11 protein-coding genes are annotated in these 13,691 nt (G+C 61.1%); 10 read left to right on the forward strand and 1 reads right to left on the reverse strand.

Translation table 11 applies throughout. The annotated features are described in order from the left end of the window. Positions 1–686 precede the first annotated feature (686 nt). The 4 genes from A0O30_RS02880 (at position 687) to A0O30_RS02890 (ending at position 6,268) form a co-directional block, all read left to right on the forward strand. A complete protein-coding gene (locus tag A0O30_RS02880; RefSeq protein ID WP_016712029.1) occupies positions 687–3,566 on the forward strand; it encodes a ribonucleoside-diphosphate reductase subunit alpha in 2,880 nt (959 codons plus the stop codon). Positions 3,567–3,705: 139 nt separating this feature from the next. Next, positions 3,706–3,837, forward strand: a complete 132-nt coding sequence (locus A0O30_RS27930) for a hypothetical protein (RefSeq protein WP_256589582.1) — start codon at positions 3,706–3,708, stop codon at positions 3,835–3,837. 443 nt (positions 3,838–4,280) lie between these two features. After that, positions 4,281–5,531 carry a ribonucleotide-diphosphate reductase subunit beta gene (locus A0O30_RS02885; RefSeq protein ID WP_105945509.1) on the forward strand — a complete coding sequence of 417 codons (1,251 nt, stop codon included), beginning with the start codon at positions 4,281–4,283 and terminating at the stop codon, positions 5,529–5,531. A gap of 200 nt (positions 5,532–5,731) precedes the next feature. Next, positions 5,732–6,268, forward strand: coding sequence for a Bro-N domain-containing protein (locus A0O30_RS02890; RefSeq protein WP_105945510.1), 537 nt, complete (start codon positions 5,732–5,734; stop codon positions 6,266–6,268). Positions 6,269–6,594: 326 nt separating this feature from the next. On the opposite strand, the gene A0O30_RS02895 is transcribed toward A0O30_RS02890, so the two are convergent. Beyond that, complete coding sequence (locus A0O30_RS02895) at positions 6,595–6,870, reverse strand: type II toxin-antitoxin system RelB/DinJ family antitoxin (protein WP_256589586.1); 276 nt, start codon at positions 6,868–6,870, stop codon at positions 6,595–6,597. 666 nt (positions 6,871–7,536) lie between these two features. Here A0O30_RS02895 and A0O30_RS02900 point away from each other — a divergent pair. From A0O30_RS02900 to A0O30_RS02925, 6 genes are all read left to right on the forward strand, one after another. Continuing rightward, on the forward strand, positions 7,537–8,775 hold the full coding sequence (locus A0O30_RS02900; RefSeq protein ID WP_105945512.1) for an OprD family porin: 1,239 nt from the start codon (positions 7,537–7,539) through the stop codon (positions 8,773–8,775). Positions 8,776–9,006: 231 nt separating this feature from the next. Then, positions 9,007–9,813: an NAD(P)-dependent oxidoreductase gene (locus A0O30_RS02905; protein WP_105945513.1), complete on the forward strand. Its 807-nt coding sequence runs from the start codon at positions 9,007–9,009 to the stop codon at positions 9,811–9,813. Between the two features lie 26 nt (positions 9,814–9,839). Further along, positions 9,840–10,721, forward strand: coding sequence for an SMP-30/gluconolactonase/LRE family protein (locus A0O30_RS02910; protein ID WP_105945514.1), 882 nt, complete (start codon positions 9,840–9,842; stop codon positions 10,719–10,721). Positions 10,722–10,786: 65 nt separating this feature from the next. After that, positions 10,787–11,758, forward strand: coding sequence for a TRAP transporter substrate-binding protein (locus tag A0O30_RS02915; protein ID WP_105945515.1), 972 nt, complete (start codon positions 10,787–10,789; stop codon positions 11,756–11,758). Between the two features lie 66 nt (positions 11,759–11,824). Beyond that, complete coding sequence (locus A0O30_RS02920; RefSeq protein WP_105945516.1) at positions 11,825–12,352, forward strand: TRAP transporter small permease; 528 nt, start codon at positions 11,825–11,827, stop codon at positions 12,350–12,352. Further along, positions 12,353–13,633, forward strand: coding sequence for a TRAP transporter large permease (locus A0O30_RS02925; RefSeq protein ID WP_019472239.1), 1,281 nt, complete (start codon positions 12,353–12,355; stop codon positions 13,631–13,633). It abuts the gene before it with no gap. The last annotated feature ends 58 nt before the right edge of the window (positions 13,634–13,691 follow it).

The raw sequence follows: 13,691 nt of genomic DNA on the forward strand, positions 1-13,691 counted from the left end.
AACATACCCCTTTAACCAAAAGGCAACATCTGCCTCGGATACTACGTCCCGCCCCCGGCACTGCCAAGCCACTCACAGCCCCCTCGACTGAACCGTTTTTTGTGATAGGGTTCGCGCCCGAAAAAAACTGCCCCGGGGCAGCAAGGCGCAGAAAAATACTGCAAACCACTTGGCACAAGGCCTACAGCGAATACCCACCATTCACACACAAAGTACGCACAAGTTATCCACAGGCGCTCGCCTTGCAAAGGCCCCAATACCGCATTATCTTGTATCCCGATCGCAGCGAACCACTAGATGTTGGGGTTCTTGCAAAATCACACACAAAAGTCAACCCGCAAAATCGAGCGATTTTCCGGGCGGAACTTCAAGTGATTTCAGCAGCCAAACCGCTCCTGCGGAGGCGACCGAGGCAAGCCCTTCCAGGGCCTTGTTCGGGTATGGGTGTTGCAGGCCAGGCCTGACACTCATCAGCAACAGATTTTGGGCTCAGCCCAGAACCTTTGACTTCGGCCAGGGAGCGGCGAGCTATTGCCCTTATTCCTGAGTCTGTCCCGAAGTCGGTACGCCCGCGCGGGCGGATGCGCATGCATTGCGCATCCCCGCCGGGGCATCGAGCAAGTGGACGGAACGGTGGGCGCCCAAAAGGCGCCTGAACACTATAGAAACTGTGGAGACACCCACCCATGCAAACCGACACAACTCGCGAGAACCCGCAAGCCAAGGTGCCGCAAGCTGCCGATTCCAACCAGGATCTGGCCGCCACCGCCCCTGGCCAACTGCGCGTGATCAAGCGCAACGGCACTGTCGTCCCTTACACCGACGACAAGATCACCGTGGCCATCACCAAGGCGTTCCTCGCAGTTGAAGGCGGCACCGCTGCCGCTTCGTCGCGCATCCACGACACCGTCGCGCGCCTGACCGAGCAGGTTACCGCCACGTTCAAACGTCGCATGCCATCGGGTGGCACCATCCACATCGAAGAAATCCAGGACCAGGTCGAACTGGCCCTGATGCGCGCCGGCGAGCAGAAAGTCGCCCGTGACTACGTGATCTACCGCGACCAGCGCGCCAAGGAGCGTGCCACCCGCGCCAACACCGATGCCGTGGTCGAGCCGCACCCGTCCATCCGCATCACCCTGGCCGACGGCAGCCTGGCGCCGCTCGACATGGCCCGCCTGAACACCATCATCAGCGAAGCCTGCGAAGGCCTGGCCGAAGTCGATGGCGACCTGATCCAGCGCGAAACCCTGAAGAACCTGTACGACGGCGTGGCCATCAAGGACGTCAACACCGCCCTGGTGATGACCGCCCGTACCCTGGTAGAGCGCGAGCCGAACTACTCGTTCGTCACCGCCCGCCTGCTGATGGACACCCTGCGCGCCGAAGGCCTGGGCTTCCTGAATGTAGCCGACAGCGCCACCCACCACGAAATGGCCGACCTGTACGCCAAGGCCCTGCCGGCCTACGTCGCCAAAGGTATCGAGTTCGAGCTGCTGAACCCTGCCCTGGCTGACTTCGACCTGGAAAAACTGGGCAAGGCGATCAACCACGAGCGCGACCAGCAGTTCACCTACCTGGGCCTGCAGACCCTGTACGACCGCTACTTCATCCACAAGGATGGCGTGCGCTTCGAGCTGCCGCAGGTGTTCTTCATGCGTGTGGCCATGGGCCTGGCGCTGGAAGAGAAAGACAAGGAGGCCCGCGCGATCGAGTTCTACAACCTGTTGTCGTCCTTCGACTACATGGCCTCGACCCCGACCCTGTTCAACGCCGGCACCCTGCGCCCGCAGCTGTCCAGCTGCTACCTGACCACCGTGCCGGACGACCTGTCGGGCATCTACCACGCGATCCACGACAACGCCATGCTGTCGAAATTCGCCGGTGGCCTGGGCAACGACTGGACCCCTGTACGTGCACTGGGCTCCTACATCAAGGGCACCAACGGCAAGTCCCAGGGTGTTGTACCGTTCCTGAAAGTGGTCAACGACACCGCCGTTGCCGTGAACCAGGGTGGCAAGCGCAAGGGCGCCGTGTGTGCCTACCTGGAAACCTGGCACCTGGACATCGAAGAATTCATCGAGCTGCGTAAAAACACCGGTGATGACCGCCGTCGTACCCACGACATGAACACCGCCAACTGGATCCCTGACCTGTTCATGAAGCGCGTCTTCGATGACGGCAAGTGGACCCTGTTCTCGCCTTCGGAAGTGCCAGACCTGCACGACCTGACCGGCAAGGCCTTCGAAGAGCGCTACGAGTACTACGAAGCCCTGACCGAGTACAACAAGATCAAGGTGTTCAAGACCATTCAGGCCAAAGACCTGTGGCGCAAGATGCTGTCGATGCTGTTCGAGACCGGCCACCCGTGGCTGACCTTCAAGGACCCGTGCAACCTGCGTTCGCCGCAGCAGCACGTGGGCGTGGTCCACAGCTCGAACCTGTGCACCGAGATCACCCTGAACACCAACAAGGACGAGATCGCGGTCTGCAACCTGGGCTCGATCAACCTGCCGAACCACATCGTCGACGGCAAGCTGGACACCGCCAAGCTGCAACGCACCGTGAACACCGCCGTGCGCATGCTCGACAACGTGATCGACATCAACTACTACTCGGTGCCACAAGCGCGTAACTCGAACCTCAAGCACCGCCCGGTCGGCCTGGGCATCATGGGCTTCCAGGACGCTCTGTACCTGCAGCACATTGCCTACGGTTCCGATGCTGCGGTCGAGTTCGCCGACAAGTCGATGGAAGCGGTCAGCTACTTCGCCATCCAGGCTTCTTGCGACCTGGCCGATGAGCGCGGTGCGTACGAGACCTTCCAGGGTTCGCTGTGGTCCAAGGGCATCCTGCCACTGGATTCGCAACAGATCCTGATCGAAGCCCGTGGCCAGAAGTACATCGACGTCGACCTGAACGAGACCCTGGACTGGGCTCCGGTACGTGCCCGCGTACAAAAAGGTATTCGTAACTCGAACATCATGGCCATCGCGCCAACCGCGACCATCGCCAACATCACCGGCGTGTCGCAGTCGATCGAGCCGACCTATCAGAACCTGTACGTGAAATCGAACCTGTCGGGCGAGTTCACCGTGATCAACCCGTACCTGGTCCGCGACCTGAAGGCCCGTGGCCTGTGGGACTCGGTCATGATCAACGACCTGAAGTACTACGACGGTTCGGTGCAGCAGATCGAGCGTATTCCGCAAGAGCTGAAAGACCTGTACGCCACTGCGTTCGAAGTGGAAACCAAGTGGATTGTCGATGCTGCCTCGCGTCGCCAGAAGTGGATCGACCAGGCTCAGTCGCTGAACCTGTACATCGCTGGCGCCTCGGGCAAGAAGCTGGACGTGACCTACCGCATGGCCTGGTACCGTGGCCTGAAAACCACCTACTACCTCCGTGCCCTGGCCGCGACCAGCACCGAGAAGTCGACCATCAACACCGGTAAGCTCAACGCCGTTTCCAGCGGTGGCGACAGCGCCCCGGTCCAGGCAGCCGGCCCAGCGCCAGTGCCGAAGGCCTGCGCGATCGACGAGCCTGACTGCGAAGCCTGCCAGTAAGGCCTGAATGCCGCGCGGGGTGCCCAAGGGCGCCCCGCGCGGCATTTTTGTATCTGCGTCACTGAGAAGCCCTGCCCTTTTCCCGCTGCGTATGCGGTTCGGTAAAAGGACTGGACCTCTCTAAAAAGGACGCAAGCCCATGGCGCGGAAAAAAGTGGCAACTCGCAAGATTGGCCGTAACGCAGAAACCGGCCGCTTCACCTCGGTCGAAGCAGCACGCAAGCAGCCCAAGACGCACATTGTCGAAACGCTGCATACCCACCGCAGCTAGTGTTGCCGGGCCTCATCGCCGGCAAGCCCGCGCTGAGGCCCGTTCGGCTAACACGCCCTTTGACAAAAACACCATATGATGTGTCTCGAAATTTAAACTGGCACAACATATAGGTTGGCGCTACACTCTCCCCCCGTAGCAGAACACAGCCTTTTCGTGAACGGACGCACGCAAAACCGGTCGAAAAAGTTACCCTCGCCGGCAACACACGCGCCCCGATCGAAGGTGAATTCCGGTATACTTTGCGCCCTCTGAAAAGAGCACCATTCAATTGTCCTGGCCCCTCCCCGAGGCCTGGCCAGGTACAAGCCAGAACACATTCAGATGTAAACGAGAGTCAGCCTCTCGAGCTGATCATTTGCCCATTGGCCGTGCGTCAGGCATCACATTCTTAAAATCCAACCGGTTGCCCCCGGGCGACCCTCAAGCAGGAGCCAATCACCATGCTGAGCTGGGACGAATTCGACAAGGAAGACGGCGAAGTAGCCGCCAAAGGCAACACCCCTGCGCAGGCCGCTGCCGCCGCCACCCTCGACAAGCTCGACAGCGCCGGTGGTGCCGCCGCCCTGGAAGCCCGCGCGGCCACCGCCTCTGACTCCGAAGCCGTCAAACGTGCCAAGGCCGCCCTCGACGCCCTCGACATTGCCGAAGGCCTGGCCGAGCTGGAAGGTTCCTCTGCCCGCGTTGCGGTAGACGAAAAGCGCATGATCAACTGCCGCGCCGACCTGAACCAGCTGGTACCGTTCAAGTACGACTGGGCCTGGCAGAAGTACCTGGACGGCTGCGCCAACCACTGGATGCCGCAAGAGGTCAACATGACCGCCGACATCGCCCTGTGGAAGAGCCAGGACGGCCTGACCGAAGACGAGCGCCGCATCGTCATGCGCAACCTGGGCTTCTTCTCCACCGCCGACTCGCTGGTTGCCAACAACCTGGCCCTGGCCGTGTACCGCCTGATCACCAACCCGGAGTGCCGCCAGTACATCCTGCGCCAGGCCTTCGAAGAGGCGATCCACACCCACGCCTACCAGTACTGCATCGAGTCGCTGGGCATGGATGAAGGCGAGATCTTCAACATGTACCACGAGATCCCGTCGGTCGCTAAAAAAGCCGCCTGGGGCCTGAAGTACACCCGCGCCATCTCCGACCCGGAATTCAACACCGGCACCGTCGAAACCGACAAAGAGCTGCTGCGCAACCTGATCGCCTACTACTGCGTACTGGAAGGCATCTTCTTCTACTGCGGCTTCACCCAGATCCTGTCCATGGGCCGCCGCAACAAGATGACCGGCGTGGCCGAGCAGTTCCAGTACATCCTGCGTGACGAGTCGATGCACCTGAACTTCGGTATCGACGTGATCAACCAGATCAAGATCGAGAACCCACACCTGTGGGACGCGGCGATGAAGGAAGAAGCGACCCAGATGATCCTGCAAGGGACCCAGCTGGAGATCGAATACGCCCGTGACACCATGCCACGCGGCGTGCTGGGCATGAACGCGGCGATGATGGAGGATTACCTCAAGTTCATTGCTAACCGTCGTTTGACTCAGATTGGTTTGAAAGAAGAGTATCCGGGGACTACCAACCCGTTCCCATGGATGAGCGAGATCATGGACTTGAAGAAGGAGAAGAACTTCTTTGAGACGCGCGTGATTGAGTATCAGACCGGCGGGGCACTGAGCTGGGACTGATTGTCCGGGCTGAGTATCGAGAAGGCTGCCAATTGGCAGCCTTTTTTATTGGCAGGGGAAAGGCGAACAGGACCCTTCCTACAAGGTTTTTCATTGTCACTTTTTTAGCATCGCGATAACGTCTGTTGGCGCTTAAGAACGCTCACGCAGCGGAATCCCGTTCCCGTTAGAAACGGCTCTCCAAATCAGGATGGCCAAACATGGACAGTCTCAATAAACCTACGCTCTTCACCCGCTATAACCGCCCTCTCCACACCCTCTGGCTCGAAACCCAAGCCTGGTTCTGCGCCCACGAACTCGGCCGGCTGAGCGGTCACTTCTTCGACGAACACTGCATGCGCAAGCTCGACCCGGACCAGTACCGCACTGTGCCGCTGCTGCGCTATGGCAAGTACCAGCAGACCACCATGGTCAGTGAGTCCGGGGCCTATACCTTGTTGGCGCATCACCATGTGCCGGAGAACCGCCATTTGCGCTGGTGGTTGACGCATGAGGTGGTGGCGGTGCTGCGTGATGCTCAGGCTGACGGGGTAGACGATGCGCCGCGGCTGGGGCAGATGTGCTGGCCTGGTGGGCGGAGCGCGACTTTGCTGTATTGGCAGAGTGAGCCTTGGGTGAGGATGCGGGATATGCCAGTGGTGCTGGCGGGGGAAGTGGAGTTGCCGGGGTTGGTTGAGAAACGCAAATTGAGTTGGCGGGAGTGTGCGCAGCGGGCGCTGCGGATGCATGGGGTTTAGCGGGCGGTTTTTGCCTGTGCTGGCCTCTTCGCGGGTGAACCCGCTCCCACAAAAGACTTCGTTTGCTGGCAATTTTTTGGTTAGCCGGTCAAAAGCGGGGTAGCGGGTTAATGCCAGTCAGTTAAGCCAATCAGGGCTGCTGCGCAGCCCATCGCCGGCAAGCCAGCTCCCACACCGACCGAATCGCACTCAAGCCATGCGCTGTACCTGTGGGAGCCTGGCTTGCCGGCGATGGGGCGCAAAGCGGCCCCAATTTTCCTGACGGATTGGCATTAGAGGTTACCCGCGAACGCCGGCAAAGCCGGTGCCGTACATCGAGTCAGATTCTATAGGTCATCCAGTTGGACCTTCACGCGCAGCGGGGAAGCGAGACGCTCATTTACAGACGCGATGAGGTCTTCATCTTCCTCGGCCATGCTGGCTGGCCCGAAAGGCAGCTTGCCCTGCTCTGCTACATATTGCAGAACCTGGTGCATGAGTTCGGAGGGGGTTACACCGAGGCGCTCTAGCTCTTCGTAGGCGCGGGCTTTGAGCTCGTCGTCGATGCAGATGTTGATGGACGCAGTGGTTCGACTTTCGAGAAAAGAAGAGGCCCCGCCCACGCCGACAAGAGGGGTACGGCACAACGAGGTGCCGGGACTGGACATGCCAGTCTACGTGGTCGAGGGCGAGGCCAGATCTGAAGATAGCGCAGGGTTGCGGCAGGGTCCACAGGCGATTGGATTGGACTTGTAAACCATGTCTTCGGTTTACAGGCGTACGTCTGTGGGAGCGGGCATGCCCGCGAAGCAGGCTACGCGGTGGATGGCACCGGCTTTGCCGGTGTTCGCGGCTAAAGCCGCTCATACAGAGATCGCGCCCGCTGTTGGAATAGTGCCTGGGACTACCTTGGTCGTAGTATGTCTCTAAAGGGCTCACGGTAGAGCTTCTACAGCCCGATTTTTGCCATCTTTCCCCTAAATCGCTCAGCCATCAGCCGTTGACAGCCCACCTCCCCCTTGCTAATAATCGCCCACAGTTGTACGACAACGCATAACAAAAACAACAATCAGTGGACGAACTCATGTCGACACCCATCCCGCTACATCCACGTCTATTGCACACCCCTCTTCCCCCGGCCTGCCTGCGTACGCCCGTCAGTACCTAGCACCCGGCTACCGCGCATTCCCCCCTGGCCCTGACCGGCCCGTTACTTACCCGCCCCTGCCGCAGGCCGCTTGTGCGTGCCCGGTGGACGGGCTGCCATACCCTTCGGGAGCACAACAATAATGAAAATCTGCCAAACCCTGCCCTTCGCCCTGCTTGGCGCCGGGGTCATCGCCGGCCTGCCGGGTACCAGCCTGGCTGCGGGTTTTGTCGAGGACAGCAAAGCCACGCTCGGGCTGCGCAACTTCTACATCAACCGTAACTTCACCAACCCCAGCAACGCTCAGAGCAAGGCCGAGGAATGGACGCAAAGCTTCATCCTCGATGCCCGCTCGGGGTTCACCGAAGGGCCGGTCGGGTTCGGGATGGATGTGCTGGGGCTGTGGTCGGTCAAGCTTGATGGCGGCGGCGGCACCTATGGCACGGCGTTGTTGCCGCGTCATGACGATGGCAAGCCGGCGGATGATTACGGACGTTTGGCAGTGGCCGGCAAGGCGCGTATTTCCAAGACCGAACTGAAGATTGGCGAGTGGATGCCGGTGCTGCCGATCCTGCGTTCGGACGACGGGCGCTCGTTGCCGCAGACGTTCCGTGGCGGGCAAATCACCTCTAACGAGATTGCCGGGCTGACCCTGTACGGCGGCCAGTTCCGCGGCAACAGCCCGCGCAACGACGCCAGTATGGAAGACATGAGCTACGGCGGTGGCGTGTCGGACCGCTTCAACTTTGTGGGTGGCGAGTACAAGTTCAACCAGGACCGCACGCTGGTGGGGCTGTGGAATGCGGTGCTGAAGGATGTGTATCAGCAGCAGTACCTGCAACTGAGCCACAGCCAACCGGTGGGCGACTGGACCCTGGGCGCCAACCTGGGCTACTTCCATGGCGATGAGGATGGCTCCGAGCGCGCCGGGCAGCTGGACAACAAGACCTATTCGGGGATGTTCTCGGCCAAGTACGGTGGCAGCACCTTCTGGGTGGGCCTGCAAAAGGTCGATGGTGATACCTGGATGCGGGTCAATGGCACCAGCGGCGGAACCTTGGCCAACGACAGCTACAACTCCAGCTTCGACAATGCCAACGAACGCTCGTGGCAGGTGAGGCATGACTTCAACTTCGTCACCGTCGGGGTGCCTGGCCTGACCTTGATGAACCGGTATATCAGCGGGCGTGATGTGCATAACGGGTCGGTGACCGATGGCAAGGAGTGGGTGCGCGAGACGGAACTGGCGTATGTGATCCAGAGCGGGGCGTTCAAGGATTTGAGTGTGAAGTGGCGTAACTCGTCGATTCGGCGGGATTACAGCAATAACGAGTTTGATGAGAACCGGTTGATCTTTAACTATCCATTGTCGTTGCTGTAACCGGAACATCGGCGCTGCCTTTATTGGGGCCGCTTTGCGGCCCATCGCCGGCAAGCCAGCTCCCACACCGACCGCGCTGACTTCAAGGCATGTGCAGTACCTGTGGGAGCTGGCTTGCCGGCGATGAGGCCGGTAAAAGCCACACAAGCCTCATTGACAACACCCAAATTCACCGCCAATAATCAGCCTAGTCATACGACAACCTACAACAATTAACAACAAGAGCCGGCCATGACCCCTACTCCCCTCAATCGCCTGCTGCTCACCGGAGCCGCAGGCGGCCTGGGCAAGATCCTTCGCGAACGCCTGCAAGGCTACGCCGAGGTCCTGCGCCTTTCCGACATCAGCCCCATGGCACCTGCCGCAGGCCCGCATGAAGAAGTAATCACCTGTGACCTGGCCGACAAGGCGGCGGTACATGCCCTGGTCGAAGGCGTTGACGCCATCATCCACTTCGGCGGCGTGTCCACCGAGCATTCCTTCGAAGACATCCTCGGCCCCAACATCTGCGGCGTGTTCCACGTCTACGAGGCGGCGCGCAAGCATGGGGTGAAGCGCATCATCTTCGCCAGCTCCAACCACACCATCGGCTTCTATCGCCAGGACGAGCGCATCGACGCCCACTCCCCACGCCGCCCCGACAGCTACTACGGGCTGTCCAAATGCTATGGCGAAGATGTAGCCAGTTTCTACTTCGACCGCTACGGCATCGAGACCGTCAGCATCCGTATTGGCTCGTCGTTCCCGCAACCCCAAAACCCACGCATGCTCTGCACCTGGCTGAGCTACGACGACCTGGTGCAACTGATCGAGCGCGGGCTGTTCACGCCCGACGTTGGCCACACCATCGTCTACGGTGCCTCCGACAACCGCACCGTGTGGTGGGACAACCGCCATGCCGAGCACCTGGGCTATGTGCCCAAGGACAGCTCCGAAGCCTTCCGCGCCGCCGTCGAAGCCCAGCCGGCGCCCGCCGCCGATGACCCGAGCATGGTCTACCAGGGCGGCGCCTTCACCGTGGCCGGCCCATTCAACTGACCCCACGCATGCCAGGAGGCACGGCCATGAACTGCGAACTGATCGTCGACGCCCGCAACGGCACTGGCGAAAGCCCCGTGTGGCACGCCGCTGAACAGGCCCTGTACTGGGTCGATATTCCCGCCCGCCAACTGCACCGCTGGCAGGCGGCCGATGGCAAACACCAGGTCTGGCAGGGCGACGAAATGCTGGCCTGCATCGCCCGCAGCGGCCAGGGCTGGGTTGCCGGCATGGAAAGCGGCATCTTCCAGCTTCAGGCCAAGGCCGACGGCAGCCTGGACAGCCGGCTGCTCAGCAGCGTGCCACATGCCCAGGCGGGCATGCGTTTCAACGATGGCCGCTGCGATCGCCAGGGCCGCTTCTGGGCCGGTACCATGCTGCTGGACATGCAACAAGGCGCACATGTTGGTGCGCTCTACCGGCATGACGGCGAAGGTCATCTGCACCTGCAGCAGGACGGCATGATCGTGCCTAACGGCCTGGCTTTCAGCCCCGACGGCACACGCATGTACCTCTCCGACTCGCACCCCAACGTGCAGAAAGTCTGGGCCTTCGACTACGACACCGACAGCGGCACGCCACACAACAAACGGCTGTTCGTCGACATGCGCGGCTACCCTGGCCGCCCCGATGGCGCCGCCATCGACCAGGACGGCTGCTACTGGATCTGCGGCAACGATGCCGGGCAGATCCACCGTTTCACCCCCGATGGCCGCCTGGACCGCTCGCTCAGCGTGCCGGTGAAGAAGCCGGCGATGTGCGCCTTCGGCGGCGCCAACCTGGACACCCTGTACGTCACCTCGATCCGCCCTGCGGGCATCGACCTCAGCGACCAGCCGCTGGCTGGCGGGGTATTTGCCCTCAACCCTGGCACCAAAGGCCTGGAGGAGCCTGCCTACCGGGGCTGAGCCCCGCCTGCCAAACCCACACTTGCACGTACGAAACCAGATAATAAAAACCACGGAGTTTCATCATGACGTTCAAACGCAAGCTGCTTCTTGCCGTACTCCCCTTCGCCTTCAGCGTGGCCATGCCCGCCTCGGCACTGGACATCAAGTTCGCCGAAATCCACCCGGCCGGCTATCCCACTGTGGTGGCCGAGCAGAACATGGGCAAAAAGCTTGAAGCAGCCAGCAATGGCGACATCACCTTCAAGATGTTCGCCGGCGGCGTGCTGGGCTCGGAAAAGGAAGTGATCGAACAGGCGCAGATCGGTGCCGTACAGATGACCCGCGTCAGCCTGGGGATCGTCGGCCCGGTAGTGCCGGATGTAAACGTGTTCAACATGCCGTTCGTGTTCCGCGACCATGAGCACATGCGCAAGATCATCGACGGAGACATCGGCCAGGAGATCCTCGACAAGATCACCAACTCCGACTTCAACCTGGTGGCCCTGGCCTGGATGGATGGCGGCTCGCGCAGCATCTACACCAAGAAGCCCGTACGCAGCCTTGAAGACCTCAAGGGCATGAAGATTCGCGTGCAGGGCAACCCGCTGTTCATCGACATGATGAACGCCATGGGCGGCAACGGCATCGCCATGGACACCGGGGAAATCTTCAGCGCCCTGCAAACCGGTGTGATCGATGGTGCCGAGAACAACCCGCCAACGCTGCTTGAGCACAACCACTTCCAGAGCGCCAAGTACTACACCCTGACTGGCCACCTGATCCTGCCGGAGCCGGTGGTGATGTCCAAGACCACCTGGAACAAGCTCACCCCCGAGCAGCAGGCGCTGGTGAAGAAGGTCGCGCGTGAGGCGCAGATGGAAGAGCGCGCGCTGTGGGACGCCAAGTCCGCTGCCAGTGAAGAGAAGCTGAAGGCCGCCGGTGTCGAGTTCATCACCGTCGACAAGAAACCGTTCTACGACGCCACCGCCTCGGTGCGTGAAAAATACGGCGCGCAATACGCTGACCTGATGAAGCGCATCGACGCCGTCCAGTAACAGCGGCCCCTTTCTGAACGACCTCGGCAGCGCGGCGCCCGTCGCCCTGCCGCTTTGGTGATGCCCATGAAAAACCTTGTCCTGCGTGTGAACGACACGCTGTACCGCAGCTGCATCTGGGTCGCCGGCCTGTCAATCCTGACGATGTCGCTGATCATTCCCTGGGGCATTTTTGCCCGCTACGTGCTCGGCACCGGCGCCAGCTGGCCGGAGCCGGTGGCCATCCTGCTGATGGTGGTGTTCACCTTCGTCGGCGCCGCCGCCAGCTACCGCGCCGGGGCGCACATGGCGGTGGCGATGATTACCGATCGCCTGCCACCGCTTCAGCGCCAGCTGGTCGCGCTGCTGGTGCAGGTGCTGATGATTCTGGTGTGTGTATTCATGACCTACTACGGCACCAAGTTGTGCATCACCACCTGGAACCAGTTTCTGGCGTCGCTGCCGGGTGTACGGGTGGGCATGACTTATGCGCCGATCCCGGTGGGTGGCGTGCTGACCCTGGTCTTCGTGCTGGAAAAACTTCTGCTCGGCGACCAGAGCCATCGCAAGGTGGTGCGTTTCGACCATGTAGAAGAAAGCGAAGGAGTGGCGTAAATGGATGCGTTCATTCTGTTGGGCAGTTTCATCGCGCTCATCCTGCTGGGCATGCCGGTGGCCTATGCACTGGGCCTGTCGGCGTTGATCGGTGCGTGGTGGATCGACATCCCGCTGCAGGCGATGATGATCCAGGTAGCCAGTGGGGTTAACAAGTTCTCGCTGCTGGCCATTCCGTTCTTCGTGCTGGCCGGTGCGATCATGGCCGAAGGCGGTATGTCACGCCGGCTGGTGGCCTTTGCCGGGGTGCTGGTGGGCTTCGTGCGTGGCGGGCTGTCGCTGGTCAACATCATGGCTTCGACCTTCTTCGGGGCGATTTCGGGCTCGTCGGTGGCCGACACGGCCTCGGTGGGCTCGGTGCTGATTCCGGAGATGGAGCGCAAGGGCTACCCGCGCGAGTTTTCCACCGCCGTGACCGTCAGCGGCTCGGTGCAGGCGCTGCTGACCCCACCCAGCCACAACTCGGTGCTGTACTCGCTGGCGGCGGGCGGCACGGTATCGATTGCCTCGCTGTTCATGGCGGGTGTCATGCCCGGTTTGCTGCTGAGCGCGGTGATGATGGGCCTGTGCCTGATCTTCGCCAAGAAGCGCAACTACCCCAAGGGCGAAGTGATCCCGCTGCGCCAGGCGCTGAAAATTGCCGGTGAGGCGCTGTGGGGCCTGATGGCCATGGTGATCATCCTGGGCGGCATCCTATCGGGTGTGTTCACCGCGACCGAATCGGCAGCCGTGGCGGTGGTGTGGTCGTTCTTCGTGACCATGTTCATCTACCGCGACTACAAGTGGCGCGACCTGCCCAAGCTGATGCACCGCACGGTTCGCACCATCTCCATTGTGATGATCCTGATCGGCTTTGCCGCCAGCTTCGGCTACGTGATGACGCTGATGCAGATCCCGTCGAAGATCACCACGGCGTTCCTGACCCTGTCGGACAACCGCTACGTGATCCTGATGTGCATCAACTTCATGTTGCTGCTGCTGGGCACGGTGATGGACATGGCGCCGCTGATCCTGATCCTCACACCGATCCTGCTGCCGGTCATCACCGGTATCGGCGTGGACCCGGTGCACTTCGGCATGATCATGCTGGTGAACTTAGGGATAGGCCTGATCACCCCGCCGGTAGGGGCCGTGCTGTTCGTGGGCTCGGCCATCGGCAAGGTGAGCATCGAGTCGACGGTGAAGGCGCTGCTGCCGTTCTACCTGGCGCTGTTCCTGGTGCTGATGGCGGTGACCTACATTCCGGCCATTTCCCTGTGGCTGCCTAGCGTGGTGCTTTAACTGAAATAGGGGGCCGCTTTGCGGCCCATCGCAGGCAAGCCAGCTCCCACAGGGAATG

This window comes from Pseudomonas sp. LLC-1 (assembly GCF_002992185.1).
In the GTDB taxonomy this organism is placed as follows: Bacteria; Pseudomonadota; Gammaproteobacteria; order Pseudomonadales; family Pseudomonadaceae; genus Aquipseudomonas; species Aquipseudomonas monteilii.